Below are 16,535 nucleotides of genomic sequence, written 5' to 3'. Positions count from 1 at the left end.
CAAGGAGAGGGGCCAGCACATCATGCCGGCAAGCCTGTCACCGCAACAGATACAGACGATGTCAAACTGTACCGCAACAGATTGTCACAAGGTTCGGCTGTTGCCCCGTACCTTGCCGGTTCTGTGTCTGTTGGCGGTGGTGCCGCATGCCTACGCTGGAGCCATGTTCAGGAGATCGACATGACTGCAACGACACCCGCAGCCGAACCCGAAAGGCTGACGCTTTGCCCCGGACAGGCCGGCCTGCGCTGGCTCCCCGCTGGAACCACGCTCGTGGCATTGGAAGGCAGCTTGCGCCTGGAACCGCCATCGCGCTCGATTGCAGCAGCGCAATACACGCTTGGCGCCGGCCACGCGCATGTTGTGGAAACGTCCGGGTGGTGGCACCTGCATGCCGACAGGCGCAGCGGCGCGCACGTGCACATCGTGACTGCTGTCGCGGGCACACGACGCCCGGCGTGGCCAGCGATATGGCGTTGGTTGGCAAACGTCATTCAGCCGCGCCAGACGTCGCGCGGCTGAAGTGAAGAGGTGTCCCTGTCAGCGCCCCTCGCTAGGCGCGCGGAGACGCTTCCCGTCATCCGAATGGATCGACGCGTTCTCGAAGTCGCCCGGGTCTTCCTCGCCTACGCCGCTTTCACTTGGGATGGCCGGCGCGACGGGCCTGGCGGCGTCACCCGAAGGCGCCTTGGCTTTGTCTTCGGCACGAGGCTTCTTGGTGGCGTTCATGGCTGCTTCCGACTGTTCTGGTGCTGCCCCAGGCGCTGCTGATTCTGCGGCAGTTGCCCTTCCTGTGCGGAGGCACGGCCATCCTCGGCGGGCACCGGCATCGGGCGTTTCGCCGATTGGTTTGTGCCATGCTGCATTGAAGTGCGCTCGGCGCGGTCGGAATCAGCGCGGTCCTTGGCGGCACCCCGTCCTTGCTGTGCCTGATCGCCGCGCTCGCCCTTCTTGGCTTCGCTCTTTCGTTCCCCCGCTTTTTCCGCCGCGGTCGCAGCGGGCTTGTGCGGTTGCTGTGCGTGTTGCTTCATCGTCAGCCTCCTGGTTCGGTTTACGGACGAATCGCCCGTGCCCACCTGCGTCGCAACCAGCGTGCCGCCGTGACAGTGCGCTGATGTACGCGTGCGGCGCGCCGCGCCCAGGTATCCGCCTTGCTGCACGTGCAGTGTCGCGCGTTGGCGCACAAGCACGCATGGAGAAACCACATGGCAACCAGCAACCTGTATCGCACCGGCGAAGCACCCGCACAGACCGGCAAGGGTCACGGAACCGACGCACTCGGCCCCTCCGACAGCTCGGACTCGGGCAGTGACGTGGTGGGCGGCCCGGGCCTGGGCAGCGACGTTGAAGATCGCTTTGACGAGGATCCCGCCGTGCACCCGCGCGGCAATGCAGCCAACCGCACGGCCGGCGCGGACTTGGGGGATGTGAACCTCGACAGCGACACCGATTCCGCCGGCACCGGCGAGCGTCGCGCGGCCGGGCACGAACCCGTCATACGCGAAGGCGGCGACCTCATGCCCGACGCCATACACGACATAAACCATCCCGAAGTCGACACACCCATCGACGACGAGGATTTTGAACACGCCACGGGCCTCGCCGGTGAAAACGACGACGCCGATGCGCCGGATGCGGTGGACCTGGACGAAGCGCCAATCGACCCGAAACCCGGCAGCCGCGATGTACCGGTGCACTCGCCCACCGGTGGCGGCACGGATTGGTCCGACAACATGCGCCGCAGCCGCCCGACGTACAAGGGCAAGCGCGTGCCGGGCCAGCATCGCGGCTAAGCCGCATCGGATGAACGCGGACCGCGCCTGCACGCCAGCGCGGTCCGGTCTAGACTGGCGCACCGCCCCCGCAGCCCATGCGAGTTGCGAAGGCCGCCCTGCTCACCTTGAGCGAACTTCACGCCCCCTATCCAATGACCCGACTACGTTTCTCAGCTCGTACCGCCGCGGTTGTCACCGTCGTGACAGCACTCTTCCCGCTGGCCGCGTCCGCGCAAAGTACCGCCGCGCCCACGCGCGTGCGCGCCACCATCAATGCCGTCCACAGCACCGCTGTCGATGTGACCGACGCCTCCGGCAACAAGGCCACTGTGACGCTGCCGGTGGACCTCAGCGTCACCCAGGTCGCGCCGATTGAACCGTCGGCCATTCGCGCCGGCAGCTATATCGGCGCGGCGGCGGTCAAGGAGCCGGACGGTACGTTGCGCGCGCTCGAAGTCCACGTGTTTCCGGAAGCCATGCGTGGCACCGGCGACGGCCACCGCCCCTACGACATGGGCCCGAACAGCAGCATGACCAACGGCACGGTCGAGCAGGCAGGCGCCGTCACCGGGGCTCAGGGCCGCACGCTGTCGGTCAAATACAAGGATGGGGAGCAGCGCATCGTGGTGCCGCCGCAAGTGCCGATCGTCACCTTCGAGCCGGGTCGGCGTGATGACCTGAAAGCTGGCGCGCACGTTGTCATGTTCGTGCGCGCCGATGCGCAAGGCACGCTGGTCGCGCAGCGCGTGCTGGTCGGCAAGGACGGGATGGTCCCGCCGATGTGACGGCGATGTGATGGGAAATCGGGCCAGCCTCATACGCTGGCCCGATTTGCTTAGAACGGCTTGCTGACCGACAAGAGGAACGTACGGCGCGGCGCAAACTGCGGCGCACCTACGCCGATGCCCGTGCCGTCGCGCAACTGGTAGCTGCGGTCGAAGATATTCAGCACGGTCAGGCGCGTCTTGAACTTGCCCAACGTCGGCAGGTTGAAGTCGCGTGCGGCGCCTACGTTCATCTGCCAGTAGGCCGGCAGGTGCTCAGTGTTGGCGAAGCCGTTGCGCAAACCTGTACCGAACAGCACATCGCTCGTATAGGTCGTGCCAGCGTACCGATACGACACACCCGCCGATGCGGTCAGGCGCTGGTCGTGATCGAGGTTGACCCAATGATTGTTGATGTAGGCCAGCTCGCCGGCATCAAAGTTGAACTGGCCAGTCTCGATGCCCTTGCCCTGCGCGCGCGACACCGCCAGGTTCAGATACGCCCCGAAGTTGCCGTTGCGATAGTTCGCGCTGCCTTCCAGCCCGTAGATCCGGCCACGCTCGTAGTTGAACGCCGAATACAGCAGCGCATTGCCGAACTGCCCTTCGTCCTGCAGATGGCGCACGTCTCGGTAATACGCATCGAGCCCCAGCGTCAGATGCGGCGTGAGCTGGTGCGAAACCCCCAGGTCAAAGTAGTTCGAACGCTCCGACTTGACGGCCGTGTTGGCATCCGACGGCAGCGCATTGGTCGTACCGGCAAAGGCCTGCACCGACGTGGTGTCGAACTTCTCCGTGGGCGGCGGCGTGAAGTAGCGCGCGTAGCCGGCATGCACGCGGGTGCGCGGCGTCAGGTCATACGTCACGCCCAGGCGGGGGCTCAATTGCTGCTCGCTGACGATGGTGTTGACGCGGTCGTAGCGTGCACCGTAGTTGACGGTGAGCTTGTCGGTGGGCTTCCACTCGTCCTGCAGGTAGACGCCCATGGTCGTGCCGCTGCCGCTGTGGTTGTCGACGATGGTGAACGGCGTCGTGCTGGTCTGCGCGCCGGAGCCGTCGGCGGCAAACACGCTGGCGGTGTTGTCGGCTACGTAGCGCTCACGCTGCACGAACACACCGGCACGCAGCGTGTGCTTGTCGGTCAGCTTGTAGCTCGCGTCGCCCTGCACACCGTAGGCCTCGTTGCGGCGCGTGATGTCGGCCGCCACGCCGTTGTAGACCAGATCGCCAATCGGATCGGGCATGTAGTCGATGCGGCTTGCACGGCGGAAGACCGACACCTGGTAGTCCAGCTTGGGTGACACCTTCTGCTGATACGTCAGGATCTGGAAGTCGGTCTTCTCGCGTTGATTGGCGTTAAGCGCTTCAGAAGCAGGCGGTACTGCGCCGTCGAGCGTGAATTGTGGCGTCAGGCCGGGGCGCGTCGGGATCTGGAAACGGCCGTTCGACGTGCCGAACATGAAGCTCACGCGGCTATCGTTATCGAGCAGGTACGACAGCATGCCGAACGACTTGTTCTGCGTGGTGTGATCGTGCGTGGCATTGCGGTTGCCCGTGGGGTTTTCAATGCCAAGGTTGTTCTCGGCAAACACGCCCGAGAGGTAATAGCTGAAGCGGTCTTTCGTGCCCTGGATCTGCGCATTGACCTCGTGCGTGGCATTGCTGCCCAGCACGGTGCCGATTTCCCCGCCAAACGCCTTGGGCTCGCCATCCTCGTCGGTGGATGCGCCCTTGGTGGTGATATCGACGATGCCGGCCGTGCGGTAACCGTACTGCGCCGGCAGCGCGCCGGTCAGCACATTGATCTGGTTGGCGAAGCGCGTATCGAGCATCTGCCCGAAACCGCTGATCGGCTCAGGGACGATCACGCCATTGATGCGGTACTGCAGGTTCGAGTGGTCCCCACGCACGTGCAATTGCCCGTACGAATCCTGCACCACGCCCGGCGCCTGCAGCAGCACCTGGTTGAGCGGCGTGGCATCGCCCAGCGGCAGGCGGGCGATGTCATCGGTGTCGAACTTGTAGACGGAACTACCGGTGTCCGGCGACAGCGCATTGCGTGCGGCGTCCAGGCGCTTGGCCGTGACACGCGTTTCGCTGAGGTCGCGCACGTTGGCGGCGGCCGGTTTGGCCTGTGCAGCGGGCGCCGTCGTGGCGGGTGTGGGGGCCGGCGTCGTGGCTTCCTGAGCCAGTGCGGAAACCGAGGCGACGGATGGCAAGACGGCGGCAAGCGCCATCACCAGCTTGCGGGGCTGGAACGGAATCATGAAAGACCTTTGAATCGAGCGAATGCGTTAAGCAGCGGCCCGCACATGCGTCAACACAACGCGCGGGCCGAGGGGCAAGGCAGGATCAAAGGCGGAATGGAGGATCGCGCGAACACACGGCCACCGGAAAGACCGGCGCGCACGCATGAAAGCCGATGTGCGGGAAATGCCAGCGCCGCGTATGCGCCAGGCGCAGCGCCACCAGCATCGGCAAGGCAGCCGCCAGCGCGGCATAGGCTGCGCACTGCAAGCACGCGGCGTGCTCCTGCGCGGGCTGGCTGCGCTCGGCGCCGGCCGGCTTGGCCGTGGCGGCAGCGTTGAACTGAACAGCAGCCCCTTCGCTCAGTTCACTCCAATGCGAGAGCGCATGCCGCAGCGCGCCCTGCTGACCAAACAGCAGGAACACGGTCAGCAGGCAAGCCAGCCAACGCAGATGGAGGAAGGAGGAGCGGAAGGAACGCAAGGTCGGGCGCAGGTGCCGGCGCGCGATGTCACTCGACACTGCGCGCCTCAATGCAACTAAGTTGCGAATTCTGACACCAGCCGCCTAATTCAGCAATCCGTCAGGTGGTGGGGCAGAACAGCCCCCGAGCGTAGCGCCCCAGTATTACAGGCGTGTGTGCGCGAAGCCCGGCATGAGGCCCGTCGGCACGCCCAGGCTCGGCACCTGCACGCGCTTCCAGTTCGGGCGCGTCTTGCGGGCGGCCTCGGCGCGCTGCGCGGGGGCACCCACCTCGGTGGCATCGTGCAGGCTGGCCAGCCAAGCCCCGTAGTCGAACCAGCCGTCGCGCACGAGCTGTTCGCCCACGCAATTGGCAAAGCGATCCGACTTGGGCAGGAAGCACAGCTCAAAGCCTTCGGTCTCGCGGCGGCCATGCATCCAGCGATGCGGCACCTGATGACTGGCCAGCGCTTCCGACAAACGCGTGCCGTAGCGCTGCTGCCCTTGCCGTCGCGCGCCGATCACGTAGAAACCGTCAAGCAGCCGACGCAACCCCAGCGCAGAACGCGCGTGACGCACCTCGGCATCGACCAGCAGCTCACGGTTCTGCGTGCGAGCCTGCAACGCCAGCGCGGCGAAATGGTGCGCACCCCACTCGTTCATGTAGAACAGCTCGCCGCCGGCAAAATCGTAGGCGCGGAACACGTTGGCCTGATCTGCGTAGCGGAATACATGGCGCCGGTTGGCGGCAAAGTCGGCGTCCGTGCTGTGCGGAATGCGGCGGCAATGCTGGTGCGCAAACACCAGCATGCTCGGAAACGAATGCACCGAGCATGGCGACTGCGCCAGCCCCGTCACCGCGCGAATGTCGATCTTGCAGTGCTCGCGGCGCACACCCACGAGCTGGCTCAGATGGTGGTGCAACTCGTCCACCCATTCGGCATGCGCCAGATGCTTGGGAAACAGTTGGTGCGCGGGCTCGGCAAGGCCGCCCTCGAACAGGAACGGCACGCTCTTGTGCCAGATATCGAGTTTCCAGTGCGACAGCGCATCGCTGGGCGTGCGATGGTGTGCCACCGATTGCGCGACATTGAAAGCGCGCGACTGGACGACCCAGTTCGACGCTGCATGCAGCAGATTGGAAACGTTCATGTCACCCCCCGGAAGACTGAATCGTTTGTTTGCGGATTGCCGACGTCGCTCTGAATGTGTGGCGATTGTTCAGCAATGTAAAAAACAACGACTCAAACGTACCCCACTTTAGAGGGGTGCGCCATGAAGTTTGTTGAAGTCCGTGTTAAGAAAAATACACATGAAGCGTGGGGACTTGCCAGGCGCGCGACATGCTGGAAGAGAGGCATCCGCAGATCGGGAGACCGCGATGCCCACCCAGCCAAGCCGTTCAGAAACCGATACGACACAGCCCGCCAGCCCGAAAGCCCAGCCCCAGCCCGCCAAGCGCAAGCCCGGCGACCCGCTGGTGCCACGCGATACCCGCCCGAATCCACCCGAGCAGAATGAGCCGCCCGTGGAAAACGTGTGAACCTGGGGTGCCCCGCGGCTCAGACCAGGCACATGTCGGAGACTTCCTCGTCCGACAAACCCCAGGTGGTGGCGTCTTCCACGGTGACGATGGAATCGTCGGACTTGCCCAGGCTGATGCGCTCCGGGCGCACACGCGTCTTGGTGTTGCCCGAATAGAAGACGACCACGTCCGGCTTGAGCGCAGATGCCTCGTTCTGGTGAACCACCACGCCCAACCGGTTGGTGCGCAGCTTGACCAGCGTGCCTACCGGGTAGATGCCTACGCTGCGCGTGAAGGCCTGGAACACGGTGCGATCGAACTGCGTATCGGTGCGCGCCATCATGTATTTCAGCGCCTGCGCGGGAGACCACGCGTGGTGGTACGGGCTGCTTGACGTGAGCGTGTCGTACACGTCGCAGATGGCGCCCATCTTGGCCCACAGGCTAATAGCCTCGGCCTTCTGGGCGTCGGGGTAACCGCTGCCGTCAATACGCTCGTGATGGTGCAGGCAGATCTCGCGCGCAATCTCGCTGAACTGGCCGGTGCCCTGCAGCAGGTGGTGGCCGCCCACGGCGTGGGTCTGCAGCAGCGCCAGTTCGTCCTTGGTCAGCGCGGTGCTCTTGTCAAGCAGCGTGCGCGGCATGGCCGATTTGCCGATGTCGTGCACCAGCCCGCCCAGCCCGCATTCGCGGATCTCGTCTTCAGGCAAGCCCAGCGTCTTAGCCAGTGCCACCATCAACGCGCAAACGGCAAACGAATGCAGATAGGTGTAGTCGTCCTTGTTCTTCAGCCGCGCCAGCGCAATCAGCGCGTACGAGTTGCGTGCCAGCGAGTTCGACACGTCGTCCACCAGCAGCAGCGCTTTTTCGGTTTCCAGAGCACGGCCCATGCGGGCTTCGGAAAACATGTGTCCAAGCGTCACCTTGCCGTTCTGCATCAGCTGCTGGGCGTGCTTCCACTCTTCCTTGAGCGACGTTGGTGTGATCGGCGGCCGCGCGGCCAAGGTCTCGCGCGTGAGCGGTTCGGGCGCGGGCGCCGGTACGGGCATCTGCGTCTCTACCATGACGTCTTCGCCGCGCTCGGGGTCGATCCAGATCTCGGTGATACCCGCGCGGCGGATGTCGTCAATCTGGCCCTGGTGCGACAACTGGAATTGCGCACGCCAGAACGGATGCTTGAGCCAGGACCCGCCCAGCTTCATCACAAACATGCCGATACGCAATTGGCTCGCATCGATTCGCTTCATACCCTGCCTACCTCGGCTCGAAGCCCGGTTTTTTGATTGAATTAGGGGAGCGGCGTGCCAGCCGACACTGGCTCGTGTTTCGCAGTCTAGGCGTTTTAAGCTGGTGGATGCTCTGGTCCATCAGCGCGCCAAACCGCGCTTGGCTTATCGGCAAGCCTGCGCAAAACTTGAGGCGAATGTGGATTGGGCGGCGCGCAGCATACCGCAGCCTCGGCAAGCAAACAGCGGGACACTGGCTGTGGCGGCGGTCGAATCAAACAGGTGATGCGTCAAGACCCTCGCCTGTCGGGCTGGCAGGCCGGCGCGGGAGGGGTACACTAGACTTCAAGGATGCGCATCCGATATGGCTCAAGATCCCACCTCTCAACGCAAGCAGCAAAACGCCGATGACTTCGCGCTCAACCGCGACGCCATCCGATGGCTCGCGTCCCTGCCCGACCAGGTGCGGCCGATCGAACTCGGCCGGAAGTTTCCGCGCATCATCAACACGATCGCCGCCAAGTGGGCCGATTTCATTGGCTGCCGACGCTACCTGAACAGCCTGCAGATTGACGACCGTGGTGGCCGCCAGGGCTTTCCGTTCGAGATCGTCCAGGAAATCTGCACGCTGCGCGAATACTTCGATTCGCTGTATCCGCCGGACAAGGACCTCTGGCAGAAAGCCATCGACGCAAACAAGCGCTGAACCACTCGCACCTCGCACCAAAGCAAAGCGGCCCACGTTCGGGCCGCTTGTCATTTGCACGCACCGGCTGTAGATCAGGAAGCGGAATCCGGCCCCGAGGCCAGCTTGTTGAGCAGTGCCAGCAGCGTGTGCCGTTCATCCTTTGAAAGATGCGCCGTTACGCGGGCGTCGTGCGCGGTGACGGCACGGGTGATTTCGTCGAGGGTGGTTGCGCCCTTGGCGGTCAGCACGAGCCGGAAGGCGCGCTTGTCCTTGGGCGACGGCTGGCGCTCGACCATGCCCATGTCTTCCAGCGTATCGACCAGCAGCACTGCACCGGAGCGCGCCACGCCCAAAATGTTGGCCAACTCCGTCAGCTTGAGGTTCGGGTTATGCGCGATCACGGTCATGGCCGAGAAGCGCGGCGGCGTGATGTTCCACGCGTGCAGCGAGCGCACGAAATCTTCGTAGATGTGCAGCTGCGCGCGACGCACGGCATAGCCGACCAGCCCGTCGAGCGCGCCATACTCCACGTCCGCCAAATGGGGGTTGAAGTGCCCCGAGGGGGCCACGGCGGGATACAGGTCGTCGGCTTTGGGCGTGCGCGGCATGGCGGTGTGGATGGGAGAAGATTCTCGATTATCGTCGGCGATGCACGCGCGCGCGTTTCAGTTCAACAGTTTCCATTTGCCGTGGTCGATGGTCAGCAGCACGCGGCCACGCGCGTCAAAGCCGAAGTGATCCGTGGCTGTGTAGTTGAGCACGCCGTGCGAAACAACAATGTCGTGCTCCGATTCCAGCGCGTTCTTCAGCGCCTGGCGGAACTCGGGCGTGCCTGGCTTGGCCTTCTTGAGCGCCACCGGCACGATGCGCTGGAGCACCTGCAGCGCATCCCACGTGTGGGCGCCGAACTGCGTGCGCGTGTCGGGCCCGTTGGCCTTCTCATAGCGCGTCACGTATTCCAGCGCGGTCTTCTTGCTGGGGTGGCTGTCGGGCAATTGCTCGGCCACGATCACCGGGCCTGCCGGCAGAATGGCTCCGTCGACCGCCCTGCCGCCGATGCGGATCAGATCTTTCGTTGCCGCGCCATGCGTCTGAAAGATCGGCCCCGCATAACCGCGATCGCGCAACGCGGTGTGCGGCATCGCAGCACCAGTGCCTGCACCGGCCACCAGGATCGCGTCGGGCTTGATGCTGACCAGCTTGGCGACCTGCCCCGTCACGCTGGTGTCTGCGCGGGCATAGCGTTCCACGTCGACGATCTTGATGCCGCGCGGCGTGGCGGCGGCAGTGAAGTCCTTGAGCCAGCTCTCGCCGTACGCATCGGCAAAGCCGATGAAACCGACGTTCTTGATGCCCGACGCCGCCATGCGCGTGGCAATCGCCTCGGCCATCAGCGAGATCGGCTGCGCAAGACGATACGTCCAATCGCCCTTGCCCGGCTTCAGCTCGACCGGCGCCAACGCCAGTTGCGGCGTGTGCGATTCGGTGGCGACTTCGGAAATCGCAATCGACGGCGCCACCGCCGACGAGCCAACGATGATGTCGACGTGGTCTTCCGTCACGAGCTTGCGCGCCAGACGCGTGCCGGTGCTCGGGTCGGAGGCGTCATCCACCACCACGAGGCGCAGCTTTTCCCCGCCGATGGAATCCGGATAGAACGCCAGCGAGTTCTTCTGCGTGATGCCGAGCGACGCCGAGGGCCCTGTCGTCGACAGGCTCACACCAACGACGATTTCCGCATGGGCAGCGGTGGCGAGCAACAGCGCAGCAGCGGCGCAGATGGTGCGGCGGATGGTCATGGGTCCCCTCATTTTTTCTGGCGTTTGAACGGTTCGGCGTTTCAGGCGCGGTCCGGCATGGGCGGTTGATCGCGCAGCGATTGCGGATCGAAGCCGGCCAGCTTTTTGTAGCGCATCGCAATCCCTTCCAATTCCGGGCGCGGGATCACGTCATCGATGCGCGCGAAGCCTTGGGGCGCGCGCTCATGCGCGAGCTGCATGACCTGCTCCGGCCCGTTGAGGCGGTTGCGCAGCACGATGCCAGCCGTGCGCGGCAAGCGATCGGCCTCATACTCACGCAGGGCCACGCCGGTGTCGCGCGTGGCAAGCAGGCAATCGACCAACGCCCGCGCATCGAGAATCGCCTGTGCGCTGCCGTTCGAGCCGATCGGATACATCGGGTGCGCCGCGTCGCCCAGCAGCGTGACGCGGCCGAAGGTCCAGCGCGGCAGCGGATCTTTGTCGACGAGCGGGAATTCGTACACGGCCTCTGCGCCGTCGATCAAAGCCGGGATGTCGATCCAACTCCATTTCCAGTCGGAGAAGGCGCTGCGGAAGATCGCACGGTCGACTTCGCGGTTCCAGTCGCTGCGCGGCGGTGCCTCGTCGGGCACGCGCAGCTCGGCAATCCAGTTAATGCGTGAGCGGCCCTGCTGGCGCAGCGGTTCGGAGATCGGATAGGCGACGAACTTCTGGTCTTGATGGCCCGCCATGAACATGGTGCGTCCATCGAGATACGGCTCGGCTTCGGTGACGGCGCGCCACAGCATGCGGCCCGCAAAACGCGGCGCATCGCCGCTCGGGTAAAAGTGCCGGCGCACGGCAGAGTGGATGCCATCTGCGCCGATCAGCACGTCGGCCGAGGATTCGACAACAGTGTCGTTGGTGCGATCGCGCAGCGTGAAGCGCACGGGGCCGCCCTTCTCGCCCGTCGATTGAACCGCCTCGAAGCTGTGGCCAAGGCGGATGCAATCAGCACCGAGCCGCTCGATCACGGCATCGGCCAGCGCCATCTGGAATTCGCCACGGTGAATGGAGAACTGCGGCCAGTCGTAGCCCGCGGCCAGCCCGCGCGGCTCGTGCCAGATCGGCTGGCCGAAACGGTTGTAGTAAGCCAGCGCGGACGTCCGAATCGCGAGCGCACTCAGCGTGTCTTCCAAGCCCAGTTCGCACAGCTGGCGCGCCGCGTGCGGCAGCAGGTTGATGCCAACGCCCAGTGGCCGCAGCGTCTGCACGGCCTCCCACACCTCTACCTCGAAACCTTGGCGCTCGGCCATCAACGCGAGCGTCAGGCCGCCGATGCCCGCCCCGATGATGGCGATCTTCATGGCTGTCTCCCTGAAATTTGTTGCAGTCTATAACGAATATCAACGGCGTCCCGCCATCGACATATCAGGGCAAATACCTAGAAGAACGCAGCTGAATGCGGCGTGTTGCTCGCTTGACGCTCTGTGAGATATCACAATACCATCACTCGACTTTTACGAAATTCGAGGCCGCCGCGATGTCGCGTCCCATCAAGCTGGTTTCCGGGTCTGCCAAACCCGCGTCTGCATCTGCACCGTTTGCCGTTGAACCCGACGCGCATGCGCCCAAGGGCGCCGCAATGCGTGAACTCGCCTACAACGAGATCAAGCGCCGCATCATGGCGTGCGAGTTCCGCCCGGGCGAGCCGCTCAACGAAGCGCAGCTCGGCACGATTCTGGGGTTGGGCCGCACGCCGATCCACCAGGCGCTGCATCGTCTGGAGGTGGAGGGGCTGGTGCAGATCCTGCCGCGCAAGGGCGTGCTGGTGACGCCGCTGTCGCTCAACGACGTGCTCGACATGATCGAGGTGCGCGCCACCAACGAGATCCTGTGCGTAACGCTGGCCGCCGAGCGCGCCCACCCCGCCGATTTCGAGGCCATGCGCGCGATCGTCGATGCATCGCCCACGCTGATCGAGCACCGCGACATTGCCGCGCTGGCCGCGCTGGACCTCAAGTTCCACCTCGCCATTTCCGCGGCCTCGCGCAACCGCGTGCTAGCCGAATTGCTGCGCGGCCTGCACGAGAAGCAGGCGCGCTTCTGGTTCCTCTCGCTCTCAGAGCCGCAGCACCTGCAGAACGTGTACGACGAGCACCTTGCCGTGCTCGATGCGCTGGAGCGCCGTGACGTGCCCGCAGCGCGCGAAGCCATTCGCGAGCACATCGACGAGTTCCGCCGCACGATCATCCGCACGCTCTGATCCCGATTTCCCCCCGTTCGTTTTTCCCGCTTCTTCCGGATTCCGCATGACCACGCTGCACCTGAACCTGATCGGCCACGGCCCCATCGACGTGACCGTGGACCACCTTGTCATTGCCGGCTGGACCGGCCGCGATGCGCAAGCCGTTGAACACCACATTGCTGAACTGGAAGCCATTGGCGTGGCGCGTCCGGCGCGCGTGCCGTGCTTCTACCGCGTGTCGGCCTCGCTGCTGACCACCGATGCCAGCGTGGAGATTCCCGGCGCAGATTCATCGGGCGAAGCGGAGTTCGTGCTGTATTCCACGCCGATGGGCTTGTTGGTCGGCATTGGCTCGGACCACACCGACCGCAAGGTCGAAGCCTATGGCGTGACGGTCTCCAAACAGATGTGCGCCAAGCCCGTGAGCCGCGACGTATGGCGCTTCGAAGCGCTGGCCGAGCATTGGGACAGCCTGCAGATGAAGACCTGGCGCACGCGCGACGGCCAGACCGCGCTGTACCAGGAAGGCGGCGTCACGCGCATGCTCGACCCGCGTGACCTTATCCGCCGCTACACCAGCAACGACGCGCTGCCGGTGGGCACCGCCATGTTCTGCGGCACGCAGCCCATCATCGGCGAACTCGGTTTTGGCGAGGCCTTCGACATGGCCCTGATCGACCCGGTGTCGGGCACCGAGCTGCGCCATCGCTATGCTGTTGACACGCTGCCTGTTGAAGGCTGAAGCGCCCCACCCAACGGAGACCACCGCATGATGACGCCCCGCCCCAACATGATCCGCTCGCTGGCCGCTGACCTGGCCGCCGGCCGCACCACCAGCGTCGCGCTGACCGAAGCCGCACTGCAGCGCGCCGAATCGCACCGCGCCGCCGGCGGTGCCGCCTATGTGAGCATCGACGTGCAAGCCGCGCTGGCCATGGCGCGCGCCGCCGATGCCGCGCGTGCGGCAGGTAACGTGCCCTCGCTGCTGGCGGGGTTGCCCGTGTCGATCAAGGATCTGTTTGACGTGGCCGGCCAGGTGACGGCAGCCGGTTCGCGCGCCCTGGCCCATCAGCCGCGCGCCACTGCCGATGCCGCTGCCGTTGCGCGCCTGCGTGCAGCCGGAGCCGTGCTGCTCGGCCGCACCAACATGAGCGAATTTGCGTTCTCGGGTCTTGGCCTGAACCCGCACTACGGCACACCGCGCACGCCGGCAGACGGCGCGCGTGCGGCGGGCGGCTCCACCTCGGGCGGTGCCGTCACTGTTGCGGGCGGCATGGCCGTGGCGGCCTTGGGCACGGACACCGGCGGCTCGATCCGCATTCCGTCGGCGTTCTGCAATCTGACCGGCTTCAAACCCACCGCGCGCCGTGTGCCGATGACAGGCGGCGTGCCGCTGTCCACGTCGCTCGATTCGGGCGGCCCTCTCGCCAATTCGGTCGACTGCTGCGCCATCGTCGATGCCGTGCTGAGCGGCGAGTCTGACCACGACGCATTCGACACCACCGCTGTGCCACTGGCCGGATTGCGTTTTGGCATCACACAGGACTTTGTTGGCGCGGATCTCGACAACACGGTCGCCGTTGCCTTCAACCGCGCCGTTGAACAGCTCGAACGTGCCGGTGCACACATCGTGCGTTTTGAGTTTCCCGAGCTACTGCAACTGCCCGAGATCAATAGCGGCGGCGGCTTCTCGGCGGCAGAATCGTGGGCATGGCATCGCTCGCTGCTCGCGCGTGCGGAAGCCCAGTACGACCCGCGCGTCGCCACACGCATCCGCCGTGGTGAACAAATGGGCGCGGCCGCATACATCGACGTGATCAACGCGCGCGCCCGCATGATTGCCACCGCACGCAAGCGCCTGGGCAACCTCGATGCATGGCTGATGCCGACGGTTGCCATCGTGCCGCCCGAGGTCGCACCGCTCGAAGCGGATGACGCGCAGTTCTTCCGCACCAACGCACTCGCGCTGCGCAATCCGAGCGTGATCAATTTCCTGGATGGCTGCGCGCTGACGCTGCCCGTACACGCCGCCGGCGAGCTGCCGGTCGGCCTGTCGCTCTGCGGTCTCGCCAACGACGACGCACGCATCCTGCGCGTTGGCCGGGCGGTGGAGGCTGCCCTGCGGCGTTGATCGACTAGCCAGAACACTCCCCGCCTGCGCCCGGGCCGCGCAGGCGGTTTCCCAAGCCAAGTCAAAAGGCGCGCAGCAGACGCGCCGGGCCCAACTCATGCCTGCGTTTCGTGCAACACAGCAGCACACGAAGCGCCGGCGCCCTCACACGCTATCGGAGGAAACCATGTCGCAAACCCAAGCCCTGGCGGCCACCCCAACGGACCCGGCCAGCCGCCCACTCCCCAGCACGGAGCTGGATGTCACCTACCGCCGCATTGCGTACCGGCTGGTGCCGTTTCTGGTGGTGCTGTTCATCCTCGCGTGGATCGACCGCGTCAACGTCGGCTTCGCCAAGCTCTCGATGCTGCAGGATCTGCAGTTCAGCGAAGCGGTGTACGGCCTGGGCGCCGGCATCTTCTTCATCGGCTACTTCCTGTTTGAAGTGCCGAGCAACCTGCTGCTGGAAAAGATCGGCGCACGCAAGACGCTGGCGCGTATCACCATCCTGTGGGGCCTGGCCTCGATGGCGATGATCTACGTAAAGACGCCCACCTCGTTCTACGTGATGCGCTTCCTGCTGGGCATTTTTGAAGCGGGCTTCTTCCCGGGCGTGGTGCTGTATCTGACGTACTGGTTTCCGTCCGCACACCGCGCACGCATCAATGGTCTGTTCATGACCTCGTTTGCGATTGCAGGCGTCGTGGGCGGCCCCGTTGCCGGCTTCATCATGAGCCGCATGGAAGGCGTCGGCCACCTCGCCAACTGGCAATGGCTATTCCTGCTCGAGGGCATTCCATCGGTGCTGGCCGGCTTTGCCGTGCTTGCGTGGCTGCCCGAAACGCCTCGCCAGGCCAAATGGCTTTCCGCTGCAGAACAAGACGCCGTCGTGCGCGCCGTTGAAGTGGAGAACCGCGACCCTGCCAAGCACGCCTCGTTTGGCGCGGCACTGGCCAACGCTCGCGTGTGGATCTGCGCAGCGATCTACTTCTGCGTGGTCAGCGGCAACGCCACCATTGCGTTCTGGACGCCGTCGATCATCAAAGAGCTGGGCGTGCAGGGCAATTTCCACATCGGCCTGATCTCAGCCATTCCGTTCATCGCGGGCACGATTGCGATGGTGTGGAACGGCGCGCATTCCGATCGCACAGGCGAACGCCGCATGCACTGCGCCATTGCAGCCGTCATCGCGGCCGCCGGTCTGGTGGCAACAGGCGCAATGCTGGGCTCGCCGGTGCTTGCGCTGATCTCGCTGACGGTCGCCGCCGTCGGCATCCTCGCCGCCTTCCCGGTGTTCTGGTCGATCCCGGCCGTGTTCCTGGCCGGCACCGCAGCCGCAGGCGGCATCGCCCTCATCAACTCCATCGGCAACCTGGCCGGCTTCGTCGCGCCGTACATGATTGGTTGGCTGAAGACGAACACAGGCCACCTTTCCGCCGGCCTTTACTTCGTAGCCGCGCTGGAGCTGGGCGCCGCCGTGCTGGTCATCCTAGGCACCCGCAAACACTAAGCACGCTGACGAACCATCGCGGCGCCAACCCCAGCGCTGCGATGGTTTGGCCGTTGACGTTCCTGCCCTAGATGGCGTCTTGAATTTCTGTAAGCGGGCGAAAAGAAGAAGGAGGCCTGTTTGAGCGCAGCGAGTTTGCCTCCTTCTCCGCACGGTTACAGAAATTCAAGGAGTCTTTCGCCATCTCGGGCGCGCCTTTCTTTGCTTACTTTCTTTGGCAAGACAAAGAAAGTAAGTCAGCC

Annotated in this window: 18 protein-coding genes; 9 read left to right on the top strand and 9 right to left on the bottom strand. The window is 64.8% G+C overall.

Annotation, left to right across the window (positions count from 1 at the left end; genetic code table 11):
• The first annotated feature begins 180 nt into the window (after window positions 1-180).
• Entirely contained in the window at window positions 181-522 is a 342-nt protein-coding gene (locus NKG59_RS08925) for a hypothetical protein (RefSeq protein ID WP_253536422.1), read from the top strand.
• An 18-nt stretch (window positions 523-540) separates the two neighbouring features.
• On the opposite strand, the gene NKG59_RS08920 is transcribed toward NKG59_RS08925, so the two are convergent.
• Both NKG59_RS08920 and NKG59_RS08915 read right to left on the bottom strand, forming a co-directional pair.
• Entirely contained in the window at window positions 541-729 is a 189-nt protein-coding gene (locus NKG59_RS08920) for a hypothetical protein (RefSeq protein WP_253536421.1), read from the bottom strand.
• Complete coding sequence (locus tag NKG59_RS08915; RefSeq protein ID WP_253536420.1) at window positions 726-1,031, bottom strand: hypothetical protein; 306 nt, start codon at window positions 1,029-1,031, stop codon at window positions 726-728. Before NKG59_RS08915 ends, NKG59_RS08920 begins: the two co-directional genes overlap by 4 nt.
• 174 nt (window positions 1,032-1,205) lie before the next feature.
• Here NKG59_RS08915 and NKG59_RS08910 point away from each other — a divergent pair, with 174 nt between their 5' ends.
• Complete coding sequence (locus tag NKG59_RS08910; RefSeq protein WP_253536419.1) at window positions 1,206-1,793, top strand: hypothetical protein; 588 nt, start codon at window positions 1,206-1,208, stop codon at window positions 1,791-1,793.
• A 134-nt stretch (window positions 1,794-1,927) separates the two neighbouring features.
• Entirely contained in the window at window positions 1,928-2,560 is a 633-nt protein-coding gene (locus NKG59_RS08905) for a hypothetical protein (RefSeq protein WP_253536418.1), read from the top strand.
• A 50-nt stretch (window positions 2,561-2,610) separates the two neighbouring features.
• Here NKG59_RS08905 and NKG59_RS08900 read toward each other — a convergent pair whose 3' ends face one another.
• The 3 genes from NKG59_RS08900 to NKG59_RS08890 all read right to left on the bottom strand — a co-directional run bounded on the left by NKG59_RS08900 (window position 2,611) and on the right by NKG59_RS08890 (window position 6,400).
• Window positions 2,611-4,806: a TonB-dependent receptor gene (locus NKG59_RS08900; RefSeq protein WP_253536417.1), complete on the bottom strand. Its 2,196-nt coding sequence runs from the start codon at window positions 4,804-4,806 to the stop codon at window positions 2,611-2,613.
• Window positions 4,807-4,891: 85 nt separating this feature from the next.
• The gene (locus tag NKG59_RS08895) at window positions 4,892-5,308 is read right to left on the bottom strand and encodes a hypothetical protein (RefSeq protein ID WP_253536416.1); all 417 of its coding nucleotides are present in this window, start codon (window positions 5,306-5,308) and stop codon (window positions 4,892-4,894) included.
• Window positions 5,309-5,413: 105 nt separating this feature from the next.
• Window positions 5,414-6,400 carry a DUF6685 family protein gene (locus NKG59_RS08890; RefSeq protein WP_253536415.1) on the bottom strand — a complete coding sequence of 329 codons (987 nt, stop codon included), beginning with the start codon at window positions 6,398-6,400 and terminating at the stop codon, window positions 5,414-5,416.
• Window positions 6,401-6,629: 229 nt separating this feature from the next.
• Here NKG59_RS08890 and NKG59_RS08885 point away from each other — a divergent pair, with 229 nt between their 5' ends.
• Window positions 6,630-6,791 carry a hypothetical protein gene (locus NKG59_RS08885; RefSeq protein WP_253536414.1) on the top strand — a complete coding sequence of 54 codons (162 nt, stop codon included), beginning with the start codon at window positions 6,630-6,632 and terminating at the stop codon, window positions 6,789-6,791.
• Between the two features lie 19 nt (window positions 6,792-6,810).
• Here the strand turns inward: NKG59_RS08885 and NKG59_RS08880 are convergent, their stop codons facing one another.
• Window positions 6,811-8,019 (bottom strand): cyclic di-GMP phosphodiesterase, encoded by a 1,209-nt coding sequence (locus tag NKG59_RS08880; RefSeq protein WP_253536413.1) that lies wholly within the window; start codon window positions 8,017-8,019, stop codon window positions 6,811-6,813.
• Window positions 8,020-8,362: 343 nt separating this feature from the next.
• On the opposite strand from NKG59_RS08880, the gene NKG59_RS08875 reads away from it, so the two are divergent.
• The gene (locus tag NKG59_RS08875; RefSeq protein WP_045203650.1) at window positions 8,363-8,704 is read left to right on the top strand and encodes a hypothetical protein; all 342 of its coding nucleotides are present in this window, start codon (window positions 8,363-8,365) and stop codon (window positions 8,702-8,704) included.
• A gap of 74 nt (window positions 8,705-8,778) precedes the next feature.
• Here the strand turns inward: NKG59_RS08875 and NKG59_RS08870 are convergent, their stop codons facing one another.
• From NKG59_RS08870 to NKG59_RS08860, 3 genes are read right to left on the bottom strand one after another with little or no spacing between them, the layout of a single operon-like run.
• The gene (locus NKG59_RS08870) at window positions 8,779-9,294 is read right to left on the bottom strand and encodes a MarR family winged helix-turn-helix transcriptional regulator (protein WP_092973072.1); all 516 of its coding nucleotides are present in this window, start codon (window positions 9,292-9,294) and stop codon (window positions 8,779-8,781) included.
• Between the two features lie 57 nt (window positions 9,295-9,351).
• Window positions 9,352-10,485 (bottom strand): ABC transporter substrate-binding protein, encoded by a 1,134-nt coding sequence (locus NKG59_RS08865; protein ID WP_253536412.1) that lies wholly within the window; start codon window positions 10,483-10,485, stop codon window positions 9,352-9,354.
• 41 nt (window positions 10,486-10,526) lie between these two features.
• Window positions 10,527-11,792 carry a flavin-dependent oxidoreductase gene (locus NKG59_RS08860; protein WP_253536411.1) on the bottom strand — a complete coding sequence of 422 codons (1,266 nt, stop codon included), beginning with the start codon at window positions 11,790-11,792 and terminating at the stop codon, window positions 10,527-10,529.
• A gap of 176 nt (window positions 11,793-11,968) precedes the next feature.
• Between NKG59_RS08860 and NKG59_RS08855 the strand changes: the two genes are divergently transcribed.
• The 4 genes from NKG59_RS08855 (at window position 11,969) to NKG59_RS08840 (ending at window position 16,293) form a co-directional block, all read left to right on the top strand.
• Complete coding sequence (locus NKG59_RS08855) at window positions 11,969-12,691, top strand: GntR family transcriptional regulator (protein ID WP_045203654.1); 723 nt, start codon at window positions 11,969-11,971, stop codon at window positions 12,689-12,691.
• 46 nt (window positions 12,692-12,737) lie between these two features.
• Window positions 12,738-13,415: a DUF2848 domain-containing protein gene (locus tag NKG59_RS08850; RefSeq protein ID WP_253536410.1), complete on the top strand. Its 678-nt coding sequence runs from the start codon at window positions 12,738-12,740 to the stop codon at window positions 13,413-13,415.
• 27 nt (window positions 13,416-13,442) lie between these two features.
• Window positions 13,443-14,804 (top strand): amidase, encoded by a 1,362-nt coding sequence (locus NKG59_RS08845; protein ID WP_253536409.1) that lies wholly within the window; start codon window positions 13,443-13,445, stop codon window positions 14,802-14,804.
• A 166-nt stretch (window positions 14,805-14,970) separates the two neighbouring features.
• Window positions 14,971-16,293, top strand: coding sequence for an MFS transporter (locus NKG59_RS08840; RefSeq protein ID WP_045203657.1), 1,323 nt, complete (start codon window positions 14,971-14,973; stop codon window positions 16,291-16,293).
• Window positions 16,294-16,535: the final 242 nt, after the last annotated feature.

This window comes from Ralstonia chuxiongensis (assembly GCF_024158925.1).
Lineage (GTDB): Bacteria > Pseudomonadota > Gammaproteobacteria > Burkholderiales > Burkholderiaceae > Ralstonia > Ralstonia chuxiongensis.
This window is presented reverse-complemented; position numbering and strand designations above follow the sequence as displayed.